This window comes from Lewinellaceae bacterium, assembly GCA_020636135.1.
Classification (GTDB): Bacteria; Bacteroidota; Bacteroidia; order Chitinophagales; family Saprospiraceae; genus JAGQXC01.
Genome location: JACJYK010000002.1, coordinates 693,514 through 716,502, shown reverse-complemented (window position 1 = coordinate 716,502; position 22,989 = coordinate 693,514). Strand labels below are relative to the sequence as shown.

24 protein-coding genes are annotated in these 22,989 nt (G+C 47.6%); 11 read left to right on the top strand and 13 right to left on the bottom strand.

Annotation, left to right across the window (positions count from 1 at the left end):
• Positions 1-7: 7 nt before the first annotated feature.
• Positions 8-493 (bottom strand): hypothetical protein, encoded by a 486-nt coding sequence (locus H6570_18080; GenBank protein ID MCB9321198.1) that lies wholly within the window; start codon positions 491-493, stop codon positions 8-10.
• A 149-nt stretch (positions 494-642) separates the two neighbouring features.
• Between H6570_18080 and H6570_18075 the strand changes: the two genes are divergently transcribed.
• From H6570_18075 to H6570_18050, 6 genes are all read left to right on the top strand, one after another.
• Positions 643-1,437 carry a MerR family transcriptional regulator gene (locus H6570_18075; protein MCB9321197.1) on the top strand — a complete coding sequence of 265 codons (795 nt, stop codon included), beginning with the start codon at positions 643-645 and terminating at the stop codon, positions 1,435-1,437.
• A gap of 272 nt (positions 1,438-1,709) precedes the next feature.
• Complete coding sequence (locus H6570_18070) at positions 1,710-3,131, top strand: sulfatase (protein ID MCB9321196.1); 1,422 nt, start codon at positions 1,710-1,712, stop codon at positions 3,129-3,131.
• Positions 3,132-3,297: 166 nt separating this feature from the next.
• On the top strand, positions 3,298-3,567 hold the full coding sequence (locus tag H6570_18065) for a hypothetical protein (GenBank protein ID MCB9321195.1): 270 nt from the start codon (positions 3,298-3,300) through the stop codon (positions 3,565-3,567).
• A 125-nt stretch (positions 3,568-3,692) separates the two neighbouring features.
• Positions 3,693-4,007: a hypothetical protein gene (locus H6570_18060; protein MCB9321194.1), complete on the top strand. Its 315-nt coding sequence runs from the start codon at positions 3,693-3,695 to the stop codon at positions 4,005-4,007.
• A 73-nt stretch (positions 4,008-4,080) separates the two neighbouring features.
• The gene (locus H6570_18055; protein MCB9321193.1) at positions 4,081-4,440 is read left to right on the top strand and encodes a cupin domain-containing protein; all 360 of its coding nucleotides are present in this window, start codon (positions 4,081-4,083) and stop codon (positions 4,438-4,440) included.
• A gap of 103 nt (positions 4,441-4,543) precedes the next feature.
• Complete coding sequence (locus tag H6570_18050; protein MCB9321192.1) at positions 4,544-4,810, top strand: hypothetical protein; 267 nt, start codon at positions 4,544-4,546, stop codon at positions 4,808-4,810.
• Between the two features lie 30 nt (positions 4,811-4,840).
• Here the strand turns inward: H6570_18050 and H6570_18045 are convergent, their stop codons facing one another.
• On the bottom strand, positions 4,841-6,655 hold the full coding sequence (locus H6570_18045; protein ID MCB9321191.1) for a von Willebrand factor type A domain-containing protein: 1,815 nt from the start codon (positions 6,653-6,655) through the stop codon (positions 4,841-4,843).
• 515 nt (positions 6,656-7,170) lie between these two features.
• Between H6570_18045 and H6570_18040 the strand changes: the two genes are divergently transcribed.
• Entirely contained in the window at positions 7,171-7,467 is a 297-nt protein-coding gene (locus H6570_18040; protein MCB9321190.1) for a hypothetical protein, read from the top strand.
• Between the two features lie 61 nt (positions 7,468-7,528).
• Complete coding sequence (locus H6570_18035) at positions 7,529-9,148, top strand: sulfatase (protein ID MCB9321189.1); 1,620 nt, start codon at positions 7,529-7,531, stop codon at positions 9,146-9,148.
• A 106-nt stretch (positions 9,149-9,254) separates the two neighbouring features.
• On the opposite strand, the gene H6570_18030 is transcribed toward H6570_18035, so the two are convergent.
• Entirely contained in the window at positions 9,255-9,872 is a 618-nt protein-coding gene (locus H6570_18030) for a DUF1295 domain-containing protein (GenBank protein ID MCB9321188.1), read from the bottom strand.
• 326 nt (positions 9,873-10,198) lie between these two features.
• On the opposite strand from H6570_18030, the gene H6570_18025 reads away from it, so the two are divergent.
• Entirely contained in the window at positions 10,199-11,794 is a 1,596-nt protein-coding gene (locus H6570_18025) for a sulfatase (GenBank protein MCB9321187.1), read from the top strand.
• Between the two features lie 103 nt (positions 11,795-11,897).
• Here the strand turns inward: H6570_18025 and H6570_18020 are convergent, their stop codons facing one another.
• Positions 11,898-13,310, bottom strand: a complete 1,413-nt coding sequence (locus tag H6570_18020; GenBank protein ID MCB9321186.1) for a gliding motility-associated C-terminal domain-containing protein — start codon at positions 13,308-13,310, stop codon at positions 11,898-11,900.
• A gap of 352 nt (positions 13,311-13,662) precedes the next feature.
• Between H6570_18020 and add the strand changes: the two genes are divergently transcribed.
• Positions 13,663-14,655 carry an adenosine deaminase gene (gene add, locus H6570_18015; protein MCB9321185.1) on the top strand — a complete coding sequence of 331 codons (993 nt, stop codon included), beginning with the start codon at positions 13,663-13,665 and terminating at the stop codon, positions 14,653-14,655.
• Between the two features lie 214 nt (positions 14,656-14,869).
• Here add and H6570_18010 read toward each other — a convergent pair whose 3' ends face one another.
• The 8 genes from H6570_18010 to H6570_17975 all read right to left on the bottom strand — a co-directional run bounded on the left by H6570_18010 (position 14,870) and on the right by H6570_17975 (position 20,679).
• Positions 14,870-16,129 (bottom strand): NAD(P)/FAD-dependent oxidoreductase, encoded by a 1,260-nt coding sequence (locus H6570_18010; protein MCB9321184.1) that lies wholly within the window; start codon positions 16,127-16,129, stop codon positions 14,870-14,872.
• Positions 16,130-16,157: 28 nt separating this feature from the next.
• Entirely contained in the window at positions 16,158-16,571 is a 414-nt protein-coding gene (locus tag H6570_18005) for a YeeE/YedE family protein (GenBank protein ID MCB9321183.1), read from the bottom strand.
• A gap of 19 nt (positions 16,572-16,590) precedes the next feature.
• Positions 16,591-17,187: a YeeE/YedE family protein gene (locus H6570_18000; protein ID MCB9321182.1), complete on the bottom strand. Its 597-nt coding sequence runs from the start codon at positions 17,185-17,187 to the stop codon at positions 16,591-16,593.
• Positions 17,188-17,284: 97 nt separating this feature from the next.
• Entirely contained in the window at positions 17,285-17,830 is a 546-nt protein-coding gene (locus tag H6570_17995; protein ID MCB9321181.1) for a TlpA family protein disulfide reductase, read from the bottom strand.
• Positions 17,811-18,224: a hypothetical protein gene (locus tag H6570_17990; protein ID MCB9321180.1), complete on the bottom strand. Its 414-nt coding sequence runs from the start codon at positions 18,222-18,224 to the stop codon at positions 17,811-17,813. The genes H6570_17995 and H6570_17990 overlap by 20 nt, the downstream gene beginning before the upstream one ends.
• A 148-nt stretch (positions 18,225-18,372) precedes the next feature.
• Positions 18,373-19,101, bottom strand: coding sequence for a deoxyribose-phosphate aldolase (gene deoC, locus H6570_17985; GenBank protein MCB9321179.1), 729 nt, complete (start codon positions 19,099-19,101; stop codon positions 18,373-18,375).
• Positions 19,102-19,186: 85 nt separating this feature from the next.
• Entirely contained in the window at positions 19,187-19,720 is a 534-nt protein-coding gene (locus H6570_17980; protein ID MCB9321178.1) for a hypothetical protein, read from the bottom strand.
• A gap of 251 nt (positions 19,721-19,971) precedes the next feature.
• Entirely contained in the window at positions 19,972-20,679 is a 708-nt protein-coding gene (locus H6570_17975; GenBank protein ID MCB9321177.1) for a hypothetical protein, read from the bottom strand.
• Between the two features lie 207 nt (positions 20,680-20,886).
• Between H6570_17975 and H6570_17970 the strand changes: the two genes are divergently transcribed.
• A complete protein-coding gene (locus H6570_17970; GenBank protein MCB9321176.1) occupies positions 20,887-21,360 on the top strand; it encodes a hypothetical protein in 474 nt (157 codons plus the stop codon).
• A 24-nt stretch (positions 21,361-21,384) separates the two neighbouring features.
• Here H6570_17970 and H6570_17965 read toward each other — a convergent pair whose 3' ends face one another.
• Complete coding sequence (locus tag H6570_17965; protein ID MCB9321175.1) at positions 21,385-22,911, bottom strand: bifunctional GNAT family N-acetyltransferase/carbon-nitrogen hydrolase family protein; 1,527 nt, start codon at positions 22,909-22,911, stop codon at positions 21,385-21,387.
• Positions 22,912-22,989 lie beyond the last annotated feature (78 nt).

The window sequence follows — 22,989 nt, the reverse complement described above, 5'->3', positions numbered from 1 at the left end:
GTTGCATTCAGTTGGGTTTACTATAGTTGGGGGCAATCACCACAAATGAACCTTTTTTCAAATTTTTACCATCGGTCCGTTGTATGGTGCAGTCCGACGAAGCCTGGATCGTGCGGCCATCGGTACTTCGTGTTATCTTACCAGAGGGACAGGTAATGGCATAAACAGCCGTATTCTTTAAGGAAGGAAGATACACCTTGCCAACCCGTGCACTTTTTGATAATGCGCTGACTGGGAAACGGCCGCCGGAATGATCAAAATCGCGGGGAATCAAATAGAGCAGCGTATCATTAAATATCCGCGTGGTTACAAACTTAAAATCAGAAGTAGTCTGGATCTGGCTTTTACCGATTTTTAATCCCATCGGAACGGACAGTTTCGCCGGTGACACAATATTCAATTCGGCTTTATACCAAGGAAATGAATCGATGATTTGACCTTGTGCCATCGAAATCGAGCAGAATAGGATCAATGCAATATGGAATGTTTTCATGATTGCAGCTTTTACAGGTTAAACAATATTCCCCCAAAACTATAGCCTCCGTGCAGCTCGGCGCATCACCTGAACGGGTGAAAATAAATTTTAAACTTTTTATCAATGCCCCTTGACTCTTACGTTACGTCATAGCTTAAGTTTGCAGGATGAAGCCAATGAATAGCACGCAGAACCAACTGGTTACGGTCGCCAAGCTGGCAAAATGGTCGGGCCTTACGATTCGCACCTTGCATTATTACGACCAGATTGGCCTGCTTTCGCCTTCATTGCGGACGGATACCGGCTACCGGAAATATGGACCGGAAGCGTTGCTTCGTTTGCAACAAATACTATTCTACCGTGAACTGGAGATGCCTCTGGAGGTTATCCGGGAAGTCCTTGATGATCCTGAATTCAGCCCGGCTGACGCATTGGCTTTTCATCGCCAGGAGCTCACCAACCGGAAAAACCGCATCGATACGCTCCTTCGGACCATCGACAACACATTAGAACACATTAACAATAACAACAATATGAAGCCAGAAGACCTTTACCACGGCCTAGCCAAAGAAACCGCAGAAAAATACCGAAATGAAGCCAGGAAAATGTACGGCGAAAATCAGGTCGGGCAAGCCGAACAAAATTTAATGAAAATGGGAAAAGAAGGATTTCAAAAATTACAAGCGGACTTTAAAGCTTGTGCCGCCAGACTGTTTCTGTTGCGAAATGCGGACCCCACCAGCAGGGAAGTTCAGGATGAAATACGCCTACATTATGGATATATCCGCCAATTTTGGGGCACTTCCCATTTGGACGATCGGCAGGGGACTGCTTATGCAGGATTGGGCCAAATGTATACCGAAGACGATCGATTTACTATGGTAGATGGAAAACCTGAACCGGATTATGCCACGTTTATGCGGGAGGCTATGGCCTATTTCGCCAGGACAGAATTATCCTGACCGGAATCAAAGTAAGCTTGCACTTATCGGGTCCTGGTCTCCAAGAAAGTGGCAGCCGGGTCCAATTAAATCTCAAACCAATATTGCCAACTAACAGCCTGCCCGATAGCCCTATTTCCGGAATACATATTCGCAAACCGGAGAGATTTTCGATTCAGCATGAGCAGGATCGTTGCTCCTTTTTGTTCCCGTAATAATTGCATTCTGCCCGGAGAGAATGCAATTTTATATATTTAATCGAACAACAATTCCTATTAAGTCTTTCTGACCAAATGCATTTCAAACGCTTATTGACAAGAACCTTGTTCCTGCTTGCAGGATCGATAATCGGCTGCAAACATGCGTCTTCACTTTCCGAACAATTAAGGCCAAACCTGCTGTTTATACTGGTTGATGACCAGCGCAACGATATCCTGGGATGCGCCGGAAATCCCATCGTGCAGACTCCTACCGTAGACAAGCTGGCAGAAAAAGGCAAGCGGTTCACCAATGCTTTTGTCACCACATCCATTTGTGCTGCGAGCAGGGCATCCATCCTGACAGGATTGTATGAGTGCACCCATCAGTATACGTTTGGGCAACCCCCTCTGAAAAAGGATTACCTGGAGAAATTGTATCCGTTTCTTCTCAAGCAGGCAGGCTATCGCACCGGATTTGTTGGAAAATTGGGTGTAGAAATGGAGGAGCGGGATACGATGCTCAAAGAAATGTTTGACTATTGCCGGCTTTCGACGCACAATACGCCCTATTTTGACACGCTTCCTGACGGACGCCGGCTTCATTCCAGTGAAATAAAAGGGCAGCAGGCTATCGAGTTTATTCGTCAGCAATCTCCCGGACAACCTTTTTGTTTATCCATCAGTTTCAACGCGGTCCATGCAGTGGATAACAACCTGACGCCGGGCAAAGCAGGGCACTATCCTTATCCCGATGCCATGGATCATCTCTATGAGGGAGTAACCATGCCCAAGCCCATCCTCTCCAGTCCTGAAATCTTTGAACAGCATCCTGATTTTTTAAAAAAATCAATGAACCGCATCCGCTATTTCTGGCGGTGGGATACGGATGCAAAGTACCAGACCAACATGCGGGCTTACTTCCGGATGATCAGCGGTTATGATTGGGTTATCAAACAAGTTCTCGAGGTTCTGCAAGAACAGGGATTGGATAAAAATACCATTATCGTCTTTGCCGCTGACAATGGTTATTATATGGGAGAAAGAGGGTTTGCGGGAAAATGGAGCCATTACGAAGAGTCCCTCCGGGTGCCATTGATTATTTACGATCCACGAACACCTTCCGGATCAACTTATGCGACTGACGATCGTATCGTCCTGAATATCGATATCCCGTCCACCCTCCTGAGTTATGCCGGAGTGACCATCCCCGGAATGTACCAGGGGCAAAGCCTGGTACCATTGATGGGCGGAGAAGTAACTTCCTGGCGGGATGGCTTCTTTTGTGAACACCGTATGAATCATCCGGATATTCCAAAATGGAAAGGATACCGGGGAAGCCGGTACGTGTATGCCAACTATTACGAACAAAACCCACCCTATGAATACTTGCATGATTTGCAGCAGGATCCCCAAGAGTTAAGTAACCTGGCAAGTCATTCTGATTTTCAGAGCCTCCTGGAGGAAATGAGAACCTTAAGTAACCGGGAGGAAGAGGAACTCACCGGCTTCCATTAAGATCGATCGACAAGAGTTCCTGCTTTTGCCCTGTGATCGGCTCGGAAAAGCGTTAAACGGCAGGCCGGTGACAGACATCAGGGCAAAAATCCAGGAAATTCAGCGGAATTACATTATATTTAAATATTCACCACCCTATTAATCAATAACCTCAAAATCCTATTTAGTGAAATATTTTAACCTTATTCCGCTCTTTCTTCTACTTTTTTTACTGGGCAGTTGTGTAAAAAGCAATCCATTAAATTGCACTAAAAAACTGGAAGCTTTATCCCAGGCGGCTGACCGTTATTCCCAGGATCAATCGCAGGCCAATTGCAGGCTCTATTATCAGGCACTGAAGGATTACGTTAATTCCAATGCTTGTGCCGGCGACATCTTCTACAAAAGTTACCAGGAAGAATTTAACCAATCTACGGAAGATGATTTCTGCAATTGAGTACTGGGGGCAGGATACCGGCTGGAATGATTGACCTTAACAGATCCTGAAAAATCTATTCCCGGAGATTAGAATCAAAACATATTTTTTCCGTCACTTGGGGTAAATTGTATCCAAAACCACGTATGTCAAGTGACAACCATCAGCGCTCTCCGCACATCCTTAATGCTTCCGCCAATTTGTTGGGGCTATGCTTCATCGTGTTGACTTCCCTCAAAGTGTTCAACTTTCGCACCGGGTCTTTCATTGATGAATTCACGGCGGTGGATATCCTGCTTTTCGTCGCCAGCACCATACTGTCCTTTTTGTCCCTGCGAAGTAAAACGATAACCCGCATCAACCGGTATGAAAACTGGGCGGATTACCTATTTCTCAGCGGACTGATACTCTTGCTGATCATAGCCATCGCCATTACGTTTACTGCTTTTGAAAGCAAATGAACCGGAGCAAAAAACTGATTTCAAAAAGTATCTTTGAAAATGGACTTCTCGTTTTTTACTAAAAACCAACACCGTGGAAAAAGTAAACCTTAATGACAAGTTTCAATTATTCTCCGACTACTGGAATCCCCGAATTGTGGGGCAATTAAACGGGCAGGAAGTAAAACTGGTTAAATTCCAGGGGCCCTTTGTGTGGCATCACCACGACGCGGAGGATGAACTGTTCCTGGTTGTTAAGGGGAGCTTTGTCATGGAATTTCGTGATCGCAATGTCACGCTGGAAGCCGGCGAATTTCTGATTGTACCCCATGGCGTCGAGCACCGGCCGGTAGCCGAAGAAGAGGTATGGGTGTTATTATTTGAGCCCGCCTCTACCATCAATACAGGTAATATCCGCGATACCCTGACCAGGGATCAACTGGATACGATCTGATCCATCATTCCGACTTTAACACTATTTCCACCTCTCGTGTCGCACTAGCCGGCCGGCAATCACAGTTCTACTTAAGAACACTGAACTTCTAATATTGGATCTTATGAAATCATGGATGATTACCGGTTGTTTTACTGTCCTTCTAGCCCTGAGCTGCAAAAAATCCAGCCCGGCGGTCAATTGTGAAACCAAAGCCAATGCGGTAGTGGATGCACTTAATGCCTTCGTAGAGACGCCTACCAAAGAAAATTGCCTTTCTTATGTCAATGCATTAAAGGATTATGTCAATTCCAATGCTTGTTTTGACAATGCTTTCTACGCCAGTTATAAAAAGCAGTTGGATGAATTCAATGAAGCAGATTGTGAATAGGATTGCGAAATAATGGGTAGTATTATTTAATTACCGATTCAATTTCCGGGCGATTTTTACCATTTGAATAAACTCCGCGCGCTCTCCGTCGGGATCGTTGCTTAATCCTGGTTCTGCAAGCGACAGGACCTGGGCATAATCGCCGGACTGCAAAAATTCCGAATGCCTGAGCAACATTCCAAATAAAGCAACAGCAGACGCAAACGAACCGTCGGCTGAGACTTCAGATTCATCCGAAGGAATAATGTACTCCAGCAACTGACTGCGAAGTGCATCGGGGTTTTTATATCGTACTTTCAGCGTTGCCAATTCGGTGACGAATTTATCCCTGGTTACCTGCTGATATTTTAGTGGCTCGGATTTTCCGGCATAGATATCATCCACCCCTGCAGGCACTAATTCGTACAATGCAGTCACCGTATGTCCGGCACCCAGATCGCCGGCATCTTTTTTGTCATTGGCAAACGCTTCATTTTCAAGCATCCGGTTTTCGTAACCGACCAGCCGGTAACTTTGCACCTTGTGGGGGTTGAATTCCAATTGGAGCTTGACGTCCTTGGCTATGGTAAACAAAGTGCCGCCGAATTCCCTCACAAATATTTTCTCGGCTTCCTGGGCGTCATTGATGTAAGCATAATTCCCATTGCCATGATCGGCCAGGGTCTCCAGATTGTTATCTTTCAGATTCCCCATCCCAAAACCAAGACAGGTCAGGTAAACACCTTTATCGCGCTGTTCTTCAATCAGCCGTTGTAATTCTCCTGCAGACTGGATTCCCACATTAAAATCACCGTCGGTGGCCAGAATGATCCGGTTATTGCCATCCGTAATGAAATGCTCCTGAGCGATCTGGTACGCGAGTTTGATCCCTGCTCCCCCAGCGGTCGCCCCCCCCGCTTCCAGGTTATGCAATGCTGCTTTGATCTTGCCTTTTGCGCCTCCAGGTGTTGCATTCAGCACCACGCCGGCGGCACCGGCATAAACGACAATCGCTACCCGGTCCTCTTCCCGCAACTGGTCCACTAGGACCTCCATGGCCGATTTGACCAGAGGCAACTTATTCCATTCATCCATGGATCCTGAGACATCCAGCAGAAACACGAGATTGGAAGGTGGCAAATCGGCTGTTGCGATACGCTTCCCTTGTAAGCCAATACGCAATAATTGATGTTCGGTATTCCAGGGACATGATGCGACACTGGTCGTTACAGTAAGCGGTTTTCCATCCGATGGTTCCGGGTACTGATAGGAAAAATAATTGATCATTTCTTCGATGCGCACCGCATCCGGCGGAGGAAGCTGACGCTGTTGCAGGTAGCGCTTCACATTGGCGTAGGAGGCCCGGTCAACATCAATGGAGAAAGTGGTCACGGGGTCCTGGTCCGTCCGTTTGAATCCGTTCTCCTCAATCGCAGCATACGATTCCTCCGGGAAGACCGACTCCGCCACTTCATCAATGGACCGGTCAAAAAACTGGATACCGGCCACCCTGCCCATCAATTTATTGCGTCGTTGACCAGCGGCCGTCACGATCACTTCATCCAGTTGCGCCGCAATCCATAATGCCGTTTTATTGACCGCATGGATCAAAGGCTTGAATTTTTCGGAATCATAACCCGCATACGTCAATTCAATTTCATAAGGCAGTGTCGTATCTTGAATTTCAAACCGGTAAGTGCCATCCATCCCGGTTACCGCAGTGGTCTTTAAAGGAAACAGTACCACATTTACACCGATCAATAGGTCACCGGAATCCCCGTCATAAACAACTCCTTGAATTATACTTTGGGAATTCCCATACAGGCATACCAATGCCAGTACGATGCTGTATGCAAATCGTTTCATAGGTCAATTATTTAATGGTACAATAATGAATGTCTGCGAGCTGTATTCGAAAAAATAATAACCTTCTTACTCAGTCATTTTATGGGAAGCTGAGTAATGACCACAACAATAAAGATTTAAAATATAATTACCGAATTCAGGAATTAAATAATTATTAGTAAAAATGCACCCCAATTTCTACTATCAAAATATTGGCAGCTGAATGGTACAAGGCTTCAATATACTTTCCGGTAGTTACATTTTAATTATAACGATATAAGCCAGTCATTTGTGATTTATATTTGAAAGCACTTCATTTCCCGACAAAAAAAATATAATATTCATTGCAGCAAGAAAGCACCTATGAATAAAAAAACACTATGGTATAAATACCAATATTAAAATTCAGGTTCCGGGTTAAGAAGAATCAATTACCCCCGGTATATTTTTAGATGCAATAATAAAGTGCAAGGTTGTAAGAAATCCAAAAAAATTTTCCGGAGGGTGCTATTTTTGCCGCACTAAATCCGGACGCCATGGAATTGTTAAACCGCATACCCGTCAGTTATTTTGAGACCGTAGGTACTTTTGTTGGTCTGTTCGCCTGCTCCATGATAGCCTTACAAGTCATACGGGAGTGGCGCATCAAGACGCCAAGCAGTCTATCTCTGGGCTATCTGATCGGGTGGATTCTGATTTTTTTCTTCTGGTGGCTGTACGGTATCCGCTTCAACACTTTTGCAATATTGGTTTCGAACGCCATTGCTATGACCCTGCAGACCATCCTCTTGGTTGTTGTGCTGCGCAAAAGGAAACGATCCTCCCAGGGGTAAATCCCAGTCATTCGCCTGAATTCGGTATTTTGAGGCATTAACAATTATTGAATTGCTTTACATGTACCGGATACATATTGCACTGCTGATCCTAACCGCAATCTTAATTTCTGAGTCCTGCCAGTCCCCCGCCAGGACAGAGCAGAAATCCAAACGACCGAATATCCTGTTCATCATGTCCGATGACCATGGCTACCAGGCGATCAGTGCCTATTCTAAACGGCTGATCCAAACGCCTAACATCGACCGGATTGCCCAGGGCGGACTACTATTTACCAATGCCTGTGTCACCAATTCGTTATGTGCTCCATCACGGGCAGTGATCCTTACCGGAAAACACAGCCACCTGAATGGTAAGATCGATAACAATTTCCCATTCGACACCACCAATATGACGTTCCCTCAATTATTGCAGGATGCCGGCTATCAGACGGCCATGTTTGGCAAATTACATTTTGGAAACAGTCCGAAAGGATTCGATCAATTCAAGATATTACCCGGACAAGGGCATTATTACAACCCTGATTTTATTACCAAAAAGGAAGGCAACATCACGGTGGAAGGGTACACCACCGATATCATCACCGATATGACCCTGGATTGGCTGGATCAGGAACGCGATACCACCAAACCATTCATGCTGATGTATTTACACAAAGCACCACACCGGGAATGGCTACCGCCGGAAAGACATTATAAAGAGTTCACCAAACGAACCTTTCCCGAGCCACCAACCCTTTTTGACGATTATAGCGGACGCGGCACCGCGGCAAAAGAAGCCGAAATGAACATCCTGGAAAATATGAACTGGGCCGGTGACTCCAAGATCTATCCCGAATTGATGGACGAACTGGGCATTCCCCAGACGATGAACTGGGATAAAGCCGCCTTTGAGGGTGAGGTTGGCCGCCAAAATGCCGAACAGCGCGCTGCCTGGGATGCCGTTTATGGCCCCATCAACGAAGATTTTAAAAAACGCTATCCGACCATGTCCCGGGAAGACCTGATGCATTGGCGTTATCAGCGCTACATGCAGGACTATCTGGGTAGCATTGCCGCTGTCGATGACGGCGTAGGCCGTGTGCTGGATTATCTCGACGCTCATGGCCTGACCGACAACACGATTGTCATTTACACGTCCGACCAGGGATTCTTCTTAGGGGAGCATGGATGGTTCGACAAGCGTTTTATCTACAATGAATCGTTTAAGACGCCCTTGCTGGTCCGTTGGCCCGGGGTGATCACGCCAGGCTCCGTAGACAGCAAAATGGTCCAGAATCTGGACTTCGCCCCTACTTTCCTCGAGGCGGCCGGCATCCCCATTCCAACGGATATGCAGGGTGTCAGTCTGTTACCATTGTTCCGGGGAGATACCGCCCATTTCCGTGACGCCGTTTATTACCATTATTACGAATATCCGGCCATCCACATGGTGAAGCGGCATTATGGCATCGTTACCGAAGATTACAAACTAATCCATTTTTACTACGATGTCGACGAGTGGGAATTGTATGACCGCAAGAAGGATACGCTGGAATTACATAATGTATTTGCCGATCCGGATTATGCGGATGTTGTCAAAACCATGATGGCCAAACTGAAAGACATCCGGGAAAAATATCATGATTCCGATTCATTGGACCAGTATTACATCAAAAAATACGATGAGCTGAAGAAGTAAAGGGGGCAGAGGGAGCAGAAGTAGCAGAGGTATCGGTGACTTTAGCCCAGGGACACCTGCACGAAACTGCTACGAAATTCAAACGCTTTATCCTGGGAACGCAATTTCACCATTTTGGCCAAAGAAAGCCGGCTTGCTTTGTATACGCCTTCCAGCCCGGATAGCGTGAGACGGAACGTTCGATCATCAGCATATTGGGGACAAAGAATAAAACCCACCAGATCAATAAGATCACCCAGGGAATCCAATGCCTCGAAACCAGTGCGAAACTGGCATAAACCATCATTTCACCCAGGTAATTCGGATGCCGCATCGAGCGGTACACACCGGACGTGATCAGTCCCGGATGATATTTTAGCGTAAAATGTTTCTGCCCGTCAGCGGAAATCATTAGAAAAAGTCCTAATACATAAAGTATTATAAATAAAGCATAAAACCCTGTATTTATGGCTCCAGCTGGCGGATCACTGATGAGCAGCCAGGGCGCAACCCAGTAGGAGGCCAGAAAAAACCAGTTGAAGAGGGCACTGCTCCAGGTGACCCTGCGCTCCCAGCGTTGATCACGGAAAAAGAGGTGCTTAAGAACCCAAGCGATACCGTAACTCCCATGAAGCGCCAGATAGATCCAGGCATCCAGTGAAAAATTGTGGTAAAAATACATCAGCCCCAGAACCACCAACAGCGTTCCACCCTTGTGTGCATTGATGATATGACTCAAGGTAATTGCCGGCTTTCCGCCTCCTAGCCGATGAATCAAAAAATCAGCGAGTTGGTGTAAGGTAACGTACCAGGGCTTGGCAATGACTTGTTCGGTATCCATGGTATAAATTTTAGACATCCATAATTTGCAGATCGAAGTAAGTATTCCGACGAACTTAGGAAAATAGTGGAGAATTATCGGATGATTGAATGTCCGCTCGTCAAATTAAGCTCTGCGGACGGGTCATCTCCGGAAGGAAAGACAGTCAGGCAAGAAGGATTGACCTGGTATGATTCATTCCCCCTAAATCGAGTAGGAAGATTTCGTTAACTTGGCAAAACAGCATACGAATGAAGCCATCCTATACAACCGGTAGTTGCATAGCCCTATACCTGATCATCCTGGCCTGGGCTTGCGCTGGTCCAACCAATCCGGTTGATCATGCTTCCAGGCCCAACATCCTTTTTGCCATCGCCGATGATGCTTCCTACCCGTTTATGGGCGCCTATGGTTGTCCGTGGGTACATACCCCGGCATTCGACCGGGTAGCCCACGAAGGATTGCTCTTTGAACGCGCCTACACGCCCAATGCCAAATGTGCTCCATCACGGGCCTGCATATTGACCGGGCGTAACAGCTGGCAGCTTGAAGAAGCAGCCAATCATGTTGCCTATTTCCCGGCCAAATTCAGGACATCCCTGGAAACCCTGCGGGACCATGGCTACCACACCGGATATACCGCCAAAGGCTGGGCACCCGGAGATCCGGGAGAGTACGAGAGGAAAAAGCGTGAACTGACAGGTATCAACTACAGTGAAATCAAGACCACACCTCCTACCACAGGCATTACGCCTTTTGACTATGCCGCCAATTTCAGGGCCTTTCTGAAAGACCGTGAACCCGGCCAGCCCTTTTGCTTCTGGTACGGCAGCTATGAGCCGCACCGGGGGTACGAATATGGATCGGGAAGCCGGCTGGGCAGCACCAAGCCGGAAGAGATCGACCGGGTATTTGACTTCTGGCCGGATGAAGACACCATCCGGCAGGACCTGCTGGATTATGCCTACGAACTCAATTATTTTGACCGGCACCTGGAGCTTATGCTCAACCTACTGGATTCCCTGGGTGAACTGGACAATACCCTGGTGATCGTTACCGCCGACAATGGCATGCCATTTCCGCGAGTCAAGGGTCAGGCTTACGAACCTTCCAACCATTTGCCGTTGGCCATGCGATGGCCGCAAGGCATCATACAACCAGGTCGTAAAGTCGATGATTTTGTCTCCTTCATTGATTTTGCTCCGACTTTTCTGGAAATCGCCGGCATTGACACCGTTTCCTCCGGCATGGCCCGCTTTACCGGGGAGAGTCTGGTCCCGTTATTCCAGCACACCTCCTTGACTACCCCCTTCCATGATCACATCCTCATTGGGAAAGAACGACATGACATAGGCCGCCCTGAAGATGCAGGCTATCCGGTCCGTGGCATCGTCAATGACCATTACCTTTATCTGCACAATTACCGTCCGGAGCGATGGCCTGCCGGAAATCCGGAGACCGGATACCTCAACTGTGACGGAGGAGCCACCAAAACGCGCATCCTGAATCTGCACCGTCAACACCAGCAAACGATATTCTGGGACCTGAGTTTCGGACTACGTCCCGAGCAGGAATTATACGACCTGCGTAACGACCCGGATTGTATGGTAAACCTGGCCACCGAACCGGCTTCCGCGGAGATCATGCGAACACTGGAAGAACAGTTGACCCGTGAATTGAAGGCAGAAGGCGATCCCCGGATGGATGGACTCGGCGATCAATTTGATGCTTATCCGTACGCGGAGGAGCGCCACCGCCATTTTTACGAACGGTTCATGCGGGGTGAATTGAAGCCTGAAGATGCCGGCTGGGTGAATCCTACCGATTTTGAAAAGCTAAAACAGTAGGTTGTACACTAAAAGTTGAATTTTGAGCCTAATCCGAAGGTTCTAATTCCTTTTTCGAAGCAGGCTCAATTTTTAAAATCCTGTCCATTTCCCGGTAAATACGTCAGCGGATAATCGACACATCACCACTCTCCATACGGTGATCCGGTAACCCATTGCGGATGATATCGTATTCCAGCGTCCACACATATACATCCGATGGCATGGGTCTGCCTTTGTAATATCCATCCCAACGGGTAGGATCGACACCCTTTGCCTGGAATACCGGACTGCCCCAGCGATCATAAATTGTAAATTGGCGGACCTGATAATCGAAATCACAACCCAGAAACAATTCCAATTGATCGTTCACTCCGTCCCCATTAGGGGTAAAAACCGAAGGGACATATAAGTGGCAGGAACAATCATCAACGGTTACCTGCGTAGTAAAAACAAATTTCCCACAGGTATTCGTGACAGTCAATTCATACGTGCCAGGCGACACCACGAGGTACTCACTACCAGCGTGACCGTCAGACCAAACGGTGCTACCCGGCAGAGGAGCAATTAACCGAACGGATTCATCCTGGCAAATGACCGTATCGGTTATAAAAGTATGCTCCCTGGTATCCAGCACCAATACGGTATCATGGAGAATACAATCCCCGATGAATGCCTCCACACTGTACATACCAGGACTTGAAATGGTAAGTATCGAATCCGTGCCTCCCGTACTCCATAAATAGGTCGCATCCAAAAAACCTGCATTGACCGTGGCAGGAAGTCCATCACAAAGTAACAGCGTATCCGGTAATGGATCAAAAGCACTGATCAGGACATCTTTGATGTAAAAGAAATTGATGAATGGAAAGGTAAATTCTTCAAATTCCACCAGGGTCTCTTCTGTACCCCGGAAATTACCGACCAGGGCAAAATTTTCACCTCCTTTTGCTAAATAACATCCACTGATACGCGTCCAGCCAGCCGTGTCCTTTATAAGTGTACCCCGGTTTTCTATCGCCGGTTCGAGCGATAGAGCTTGCCGGGCATCAAGATGCTGATAATAAAAAGTATCCGTGAGCGCTAAACCAATGGCATCGGTATAGCCATAATTGAAGGTTGCATTATAGTCCGGAGAGACATAAAACTCGATAAAATATTCTTTCCCGGCCTTCATGGGTTCAAGCAGCGGCGTTTCGATGTATTCACTGTTTCCCGTGTTATTCTGATCGTACTGAATTTCATTATACACGGCAAGGTACGCATACCCGGAACCGCTTTTGGGTACCTGATAGCTATCTTTAGAATGACCTGCGTGTGGCACCCGAAACCAATCCCCGGTAGAACATCCATTAAAAAGATCGGGGGTTCCATTGGAAGCGGATCGCCAATATCGGGCAAAATGGATCTGATTATCTTCATAGGGGCAATCCGTCAGGTCATCAAAACCCGGATCCGGTACCAGGTTTTGTGCATTTAAAAAATGGTCACTTATGATCAGCAGCATTAACAGGAAATGCCTCAAAATGGATGTCATAGCAAGAAATTACCGGTAAAATGCAATCAACAATTGCATTGTATTCAAATAAATCCAGGCTCATTCAAGTAAATGAACGTTCCTAATTGTCTGGCTACTTTTTCATCCGGGAGCAAGTAGATTTAGCAGTTGCATCGTTGTACTTGTTTAAATAATAGGTCAGGCATCAGAACGCAGAAAAATTGTTAAACGATATGCTTCCTGATTGAAATCACAGGAGATCAATTTATTCACGAAATGATTTTCCTGCCATACCAACCAATTTTCAAGGAGTTGCCTCACTGCATCTTCTCTGGTGAATTTGTCCGTCAACTGAATACTCAATACCCAATACTATCCTTATTTTCACTCCATGGACATCGCCACCCTGCCGAAAGTTGAACTGCATGTACATCTGGACTGCTCGCTGAGTTACCGGCTGGTGGAACAATTGCGTCCAGGCATCCGTGAACAGGAATACCGGGACTTGTTTATTGCTCCATTCCCCAGTCAGGACCTTAATGAGTACATCGATACGGCCTCCCATGGTATCGAATTGATGCAGGACCGTACAGGACTTCAGGCGGTGACCTTAGACCTATTTGAACAGCTGGCCAGGGATCAGGTGATCTACGCTGAGATCCGTTTTGCACCATTGGAACACCTCCGGCAAGGAATGTCGCCGGAAGCAGTTGTTGAAACCGTCCTGGAAGCCATGAACGCGGCACAAACACAGTATGGCATTCGTGCGGGGCTGATCCTGTGCACTTTACGGCACTATGCAGCGAAACAAAGCATGCAGACGGCGCAGCTGGTGATCAAGTATCACGATCAGGGAGTGGTGGCTTTTGATATTGCATCGGATGAAGCACACTATCCGGTAGACAATCACGTTCAGGCATTTCAGATCGTCCATGAAGCCGGCATTCCCTGCACGGCACATGCCGGAGAAGCACGCGGTCCGGAGTCGGTATGGGAGACGCTCCAGGATTTTCAGCCGCAACGCCTGGGCCATGGGGTTCGCAGCATCGAAGACCCTTCTCTGATGCGATACCTTAAAGAACACCGTATCTTCCTGGAAGTATGTCCCACCAGTAACATTCAGACCCAGGTCTTCCCAACGATTGCTGACCACCCCATAAATGCTTTGTTCCGCTACGGCATCCCCCTCTGTATCAATACCGATGGACGCACCCTTTCAGATACGACCTTGACCAAAGAGTATCTGCTGATCCGGGATGCATTTGACTGGACCTTGGAGGATTTTATCCAGACCAATCTGGATGCCCTCGATGCTGCTTTCCTGGCTGACCACGTTAGAGAAGAGCTCAAAGCACAGTTTATCTATCTGGTGTCGAGTCTTTGATAGGTAGTATACAGTAGATGGTAATCAGTACCCAGACCATCCGACTACTGATTACTGACAACTTAAAAAGAAACCCCTGCCAACGCTCAGCAGCGAATGACAGGGGCGCTTATGATACCAAGTATATCTTTATTAGATTTTAGATTCTAGATGGTAGACTTTAGATTCTACTGTCTTATAACTACTATCTACTGTCTACTGTCTACTGTCTAACCTATGCTAAGCCTTTCAGCATCAGATTCCAATACATGAAAGGCAATCCATATTTCTTCAGAATCCACATGGAATATTGTTCCTTGGTGGTATCGACGAAACGTGAGATCATCGGGTCGCTCATACGGATGTTGTCGTAGCCGAATTCGGCCAGCAACATTTTACCGTAGCCGGTGACCAGCGGACAGGAAGAATAGCCGGTATAGGCATCCGTCATCTGTTTCTGGCTGGCGCGCAACCGACTGATATTCTCGACGACCACCGGTGCCTGTTTCCGTACGGCAGCTCCGGTCTTGGCGGTAGGAAGGTCTGCTACATCACCCAGTGCGAATACATTGGCGTATTCTTTATGCTGCAGGGTGTGGATGTCAACGTTGGCCCATCCTGCCTGGTTAGCCAGTTTAGTCTTGCGGAAGAAATCTGGAGCCGCCTGTGGTGGTGCCAGGTGCATGAGATCAAACGGGATCTCCACTTCTGTTTCCGTGATCAGCTTCTGCCCAAAGTCAAACTCGTTATGGTATAGTTTCGCCGGGTTATCGGCATTGGCAGTGATCTTGTAGTACGCCTTCTTATTGGGTCCGTCGACGCGGATCAGCTGATGGAAGAACCGCAGCTGGATGTGTTTGCGATCGACTACCTCCATCAGGGTCTTGGCAAATTCCGGTGTTCCGAAGATGATGGTACCGGGCGTGGCAAAGATGATATTCGTTTTATCCCGTACACCGGTCCTGCGGAAATAATCATCGGACAGATACATGATTTTTTGCGGTGCTCCCCCACATTTTATGGGTGTTGCCGGCTGGGTGAAAAGGGCATTTCCACCTTTGAAGGCTTGCAGGTTTTCCCATACTTTTTTCGGGTTGGTATAAATGCTGCACACACCATTTTTGTCCATGGTCTCGGCCAACCCGGGGATCAGCGCAGGATCGATCTTGATGCCTGGGGCTGCCACCAGGTATTCGTAGGTGATCTTGTCACCATTTTCCAGAATGACCTGGTTCTGATCCGGCTGTATGTCAGCTACTTTTTCTTTGATCCAGTCTACCCCCTTGGGTATTACTGAAGACATAGGCCGGGCGGTCTTGGCATAATTAAATGTGCCGGCGGCTACCAGGGTCCAGGCCGGTTGGTAATAATGGGTGTCGGCCGGGTCGATAATGGCTACTTCCAGATTCCGGTCTTTTCTTTTTAATTGAGCCGCTACGGTTACCCCTGCAGTTCCTGCACCGATAATCACAACGGGATATGCTGATTTTTTCATGATTTTGGATTTTAATTTGGTTAGAAAATCAGTGCGGGAGTCTTTTACGCAAAAGCCCGTATACGAAAGTTCCCAGCATGGCGCTCGCCAGGAAGACAATCAGGACGGTATAACCACTCCCTAATAAGATGAACATAGGCCCGGGGCAGACACCGGCAAGCGCCCAACCCAAACCGAATATAAAACCACCGATGATGTAACGAGGATACGTCTTGTCCTTATCGTGAAACTGGATTTCCTCGCCTTCGATGGACTTCAGGTGATTGCGTTTGATGATCTGTACACCGATGATGCCGGCCGCAATGGCTGACAAAATGATGCCGTACATGTGGAATGACTGAAAATTGAACATCTCATAGATCCGGAACCAGGATACGGCTTCCGATTTATAGAGGGTGATCCCAAACAGTATTCCGACGAATATGAATCTTGACATTTTCATGGTCCAAACGATTGAGGTGTTATTTAAAGATGAGTGGATAAATGAAATGGATCATCACCAGTCCTCCCATAAAGAAACCTACGACGGCCACCATGGAAGGAAGTTGCAGGGCGCTGATCCCGCTGATGGCATGACCGGAAGTGCAACCACCGGCATACCGTGCTCCGAAACCAACCAGAAAGCCTCCAACGACGATTACCAGAATGCCTTGCAGACTAAAGAGCGCTTCCCAGCTGTAAAACTCCGGGACCAGGGGAACATGTCCCACCTGGTAGTCCATTCCCAGTTTTTGCAAACTTGCCACCGTAGCGGCAGAGACGTGTGCGATGTCTCCATCATTGGGAATAAAATAATGGGATGCCAGATAACCTCCAAACATTGCACCGAGGGCAACCATCAGGTTCCAGCCCTGGGATGACCAGTCAAATTTGAAGAAATCGGCAAAATCACCTGCACCGTCGGCGGCGCACATCACCCGGAAATTGGCGGAGATACCAAATTCACGGCCGAACCAGAGCAGGATAAACATGATGATGGCTATCATGGGACCTCCCACGTACCATGGCCAGGGCTGGCTGATCCAGTCCTTGAGATCAAGAAGAAATTGCGGTACCATAAGTCATTTAATTTGTTGTAAAATTACGATGTGACCAAGGCGTCATTATGTGACAAGGATCACGCTGGACCAGGATCATAAAACCAGATGATCCAGATTATCCTGAAGTGAAATGCCTCCGGAACATTCGGCGCAACCGGCCTTTCCGGCCGGGTTCCGGCGCCGACGATGTAATGAGTTGACCATTTGCATCCACCAGGACGTAATGGGGTATATAAAGTGCCGGTTTCCCATCCACTTCACTGTCCCCAAACCGGGACCGCAATTCATACAGCAGCGACTCCCGTCCCAGGACATGGTACCCAAATACCGGCAAATCGTGAATGTAATCCCACCACACCAGATACCGGTCGGCATCATCAAACGAAATATACAGTAATTGTACATCATATTGGCTTGCCAGTGCCTCTACATTGCTCCTTTGTCGCATTTGTTCACGACAAGGACCGCACCAGGTAGCCCAGAGGTCTACATATACAGGCTTTCCCTTCAGGGAGGCTAGCAAGTTATTCCAGGAAGCCGTCGACACTGAATCGTCGAGAACAACAACCTGACCATCAGACTGTGAAAATAAACAGGTTAAAAAGGTAAGGCAGGAAAGGTTCAGTATCAGAATGACTTGTCTAGTCTTCCATATCGTCATCCTGATCGTCTCCCATGTCACTCATACCCAGATCATCTCCTTCATCGTCATCATCATCGGAGCTACCGCTATCGTCGGCGACATAATCGGCCATATGATCCAGGTCAGAAAATTTTTCAGAATATTCCTCTTTTGCTGATGATTTCAGCGTGCCGCTATCGTCATAGTCCTCATCTTCGCGAACGATTTCTTTAGCCTGCGCAAGAGTCATTTTAACGAGGTAGTATTTATCATCGGTCTCAAAGGGCAATGCGCTGACCTTCAAGCCGTCTTTGTTGGTGTAAAAGACCAGATGCCCGGCAAAGCCGTTGGGATAAGCAAGCTTGATCTGCTGCTGGGTGCCCTCATCCAGTTTTTCAAATTCTTTAATTACGCGTGGTTTGCTGTTTGACATAAGTAATGACGATTGTTGCGGTGAAAATAAACCACTTTATTTACTAACCAAATTAGAATCTTAAAAAAGTGTTAATGTGGTTCAGCGCAAGTTTAATGCCATTCGGACCATATGCGCAAATAAAAGATGGATGGATTGATGTTAAAGATTAATAGCTGCCATCCTGTGCAGTAAGATCATCCGGGTCAGAAGCCACACCAAGCAGGGGATCGAGGATCACTGCCGTGGCCGAGGCTCCGATACGGGTAACGCCAAGGCTGATCACTTCGGCTGCTCGTTCCAGAGTCCGGACACCACCCGCCGCTTTGACTTGAATTCCGGGCTTGGCGTATTTGCGCATCAGGATCAGATCCGCATCGGTCGCACCACCGGTGCCATATCCGGTGGATGTCTTAACCCAGTCCACACCTACCTCATTACAGATCTCGCATGCTTTGATCTTTTCCTTGTCTGTCAGGTAGCAATTTTCAAAAATCACCTTGATCTTCACATCCCGTGCATGTGCATAGGTGGTAATGCGCTGCAATTCCTGCTGGACATAGGCGAACTCCCCGGATTTCATTTTGCCGATATGTAACACCACATCCAGCTCAACAGCTCCGTGTTCGATGGCTTCACGCGTTTCAGCCATTTTGGTTTCCGTGGTGTTTGCGCCATGGGGAAAGCCAATCACGGTAGAAACCTTCACGCCGGTATTCTCAAGCAGCTGGCTCGCTTTCCGGACATCACTGGGCCGGACACAAACGGATGCCACCCGGTATTTTGCCGCTAAGGCACATCCGGCTTCTACTTCATCGTCCGATAATTGTGGTTGCAGGAGGGAATGGTCAATCATTCCTGCCACCTGTTCATACGTAAGCTGCTTGTTTGGGTCCATGGTCGTGGTGTGATTTCAAGTTCCCGAAGATAAGAGGTAATCCAGAGGGTGCAAAATCGATTCTGCAATGCCTGGCAAAGATGCATCAATCACCGGAAAATACTTTGACCGGCAGCATCAGCGAACACAGAGGTTTCCTGAAGTAGTTAGAAATTTCATCAAAGCTACGTCCATGGGTCCAGAACAGCAGAGCCATATCTTCCATGATCAGATGAACGTGTACCATATCTTCTTCGTATTCATGCGGCCTGGCGAACCTGGCAATGCGGTCGGGGCGGATACCCAGGCTGAACAACCAGTGAAAAATAGTGCCGGGTTCAGGCTTGACACGGGCCGTTTCGTAATGAATTTCAATGGATTTAACGACTTCAAAAGGCAACGGCATCAGATAGGTAGTGGAGTGCTCATTGATCCAGACGATAAAGCCAAAGCGCAACAGCTCAAAACTGATCCGCAGCTCCTTGTGCGATCGCTCGACCAGCCGGTCCAGCAGTGGATGTCCTCCACCATACCAGAGCAGCGAACTGTTAATGCCCTGAAATTTCCACCGGTTCATCCGGGTATGCTTCCCCATGGTCCGGTAGAGCTCCTCTACCAGATCATAATCAAACCGATGCACCTTAGGAATTGCCAACTGTAAAGCAGTGATATTTACATGTTTAACTGCGAAAGCAAAGAAAATGTTCTCACAAAAAGAAAAAGGACATGTCCTTTGTCATGTCCTTCTCTTTTGTTATTCCCGTCCAGGATGAAGATCTTACAATGCGAACGAGATCATCACCACAAAACAAGAATCAACTTAAACCAAAATGACTGCTGAAGATCTTGGGCTGTTATGCCAACCCTTCTCTTAACCTACTTTCTAAATCTTTAATTGGCACAGCTTTCTATCAAAGCCATGAGTTCTTCTTTGCTGTTGATGGTGGTTTGGCTTCCATCGGTCAGGGTGACAGTAACCGGAAAGGCCAGTTCCGGGTGGCCGGATACGCCTGGATTATTATCACGCCAGGTATGCCATGCATCGTGCAGGGCCTGCTGATCGGCAACTTCCACGGTGGAACTATCCGGAAATACCAGTGTCAACGGGAATACCGGAGTAAAGCAAGCTTCTCCATGGCCATTTCCCGGGCCATTTGGTCCTTCTCCGCCTGGTCCCTTATGACCGTGTCCTCCATGACCCATGCCAGGTCCCATGCAGGCTGCTGCCAGTGCTCTCAGATCTTCTTCCGACTCAACCAAAATGATGGCGCCGGATGTATCAATCACACTTAACGGGAATACCAACTCAGGCCGGCCGGTAGAATCCGGATTGGATGTCTTCCAGTCGTGGATAGAAGTCCTTAATTCTTCGTTCGTATTGACTTCCTGTGTACTTCCATCCGGAAATTGTACGGTTATCGGATATACAAATTCAAAACATCCGCCCCTGCCGCAGCTGCCATTCATGTGAATGCTATCCATGGCATTGTCGGTGTAGTATTGAATGCCGGTTAAGTCTTCGTTATTTTTCTGACAGGCAACCAGTCCCAATAGCACAAATCCAAACACTCCAAGCAGGCTTCCCAATAATTGCTTCATAACTAATTTTATTATTTGAGTGAACAAATGATTTACCTAGTAATCCTCTGAAGCGCTTTATGTACTCATCTCTTTCTTAAATATTTTGCGATTTTTTTCAATCAGCTAATCTCCGTTGCATAACTTCAACCTCCATTCCTGACGTTTCACAGTCCGAAATGTGAGTACAAAAGCCGCCATCCATCGTTCTTCATAAAATGTGCTGTTTTGCAAAAGTGGTTTACCTTTTTCCTGTTGCTTGGTGTGTTCATCTCCTGTCACAAGGATGAGGTCCATGTGATCGATGCCCGGGTACAACCCTATCTGGATCGTTTTTTGACGGAAGGGGAGATTCGTGGGGTCGATATAGATGTCGATGCCTTTGGCCTGGACGCCAGGGTTGAAAATATTTTATCCTCCAGCAGCAACGGAGGCCGTGTCCTGGGTTATTGTGATATGGCTAAAAGTGAAAACCATATTGTGGTATTTGATGCCGGCTACTGGTCCGGTGCGACAGATCTGGAGAAAGAATTACTGGTTTTCCATGAGCTGGGCCACTGTCTGCTTGGCCGGCAGCATGACGACTCGAGCAACCCGGACGGCACCTGCCTCTCAATCATGCACAGCGGCACCGGTTCCTGTCGCAATGCATACAACCTTTCCACCCGGTCACAATATCTCGATGAATTATTCAGAAACTAACTTAAGACCTGTTCATCCGGGAAATCAACGCTTCCACTCCAGATGATATAAATCCAGGCGCCGGTCCTGCATATTGCGGACGCTGCCATAACGATGCAGTTCCTTGAGCAAATCTATATCCAGGTCAGCAATGAGGATCATTTCTGTATTGGGTGTGGCTTCTGCCTTAATACCTCCGGTAGGAAATGCAAAATCACAGGGTGTGAAGACCACCGACTGAGCAAACTGAATGTCCATGTTGTGCACTTTAGGCAGATTGCCCACACTACCAGCGATCGCAACGTAACACTCATTTTCAATCGCCCGGGCCTGAGCACAGGATCTCACGCGGCTGTATCCATTCTGGGTGTCCGTCAGAAACGGAACAAAAAGGATGTCCATGCCGTCTTCTTTCAGCAAACGGGGCAATTCCGGGAATTCTACGTCGTAACAGATCAGTACACCGATCTTCCCACAATCGGTATCGAACACCTTAACCTGGTCGCCGCCTACCATCCCCCACACCCTGGCTTCATCCGGAGTCACGTGCAGTTTCGTGTACTGCTCCCAGGTACCGTCACGGCGACAGAGATAACCGATGTTCAGCAGCTTGTTTTCGGCCATCAACGGCATACTCCCGGTAATGATGTTGATGTTGTATTCGATGGCAAATTGGATGAATGTATCCCTCAGCCGTTCGGTAAAACCAGCGAGCTCCCGGATAGCCTGTGCTTCCGACAGATCATTGTAAGCCGCCATCAACGGGGCGTTAAAAAACTCCGGAAAAAGGACAAAATCACTTTTGTAGGCTGTCACCGCATCAATGAAAAACTCGACCTGTTCCACCAGGTCCTCGAAGTCCTTGTAGCGTCGCATCTGCCACTGGACCAGGCCAAGCCGTACAGTATTTTTGACCAATGTCGGACGGCGGGTGGATTTTTTATAAAAAATATTATCCCATTCCAGCAATACTGCCGTATCCCGCGACTCTTCATCCCCGGGCATATAGCCTTTCAGGACCTTGATGACGTGAAAGTCATTGGCTATCTGGAAGGTAAGGACGGGATCGAATATTTCCCGGGTCCTCACTTTCTGGATGTATTCTTTAGGCGTCATCTTGCCGTCGTATTCATGGTAGTTCGGTATCCTTCCTCCGAAGATTATCCCCCGCAGATTAAGACTCTCGCAGAGCTCCTTCCGGGCATCGTACAACCGTCTTCCCAAGCGCATGCCCCGGTATTCGGGCCGGATGAAGACATCAATACCATAGAGCACATCACCATCCGGCTTGTGGGTCTCAAACGTATAATTCCCGGTGATCTCCCGGTACGTGTGATCTTCCTCCAATTCATTGTAATTCAGAATGATCGACAGCGCACAGCCAACGATTTTACCATTGATCACCACCCCGATCTGGCCTTCAGGAAACAGCTCCAGCAATTTCTCGAGATGATGCTCTTTCCAGTAAGAGCCCGGCCAATTCTCATAGGCTTTGATCATGGCGGACTTCAGCTCCTGATAATCTTCCAGCATTAAAGTCCGTACTTCTATTTTATCGATCGATGTATCCATAATTCCGGTTTATCTGCATGGACTGCAGGTTTTGGTCTAATATTACACGTTAATAGAAACTTAAAAGGTGATTTCATC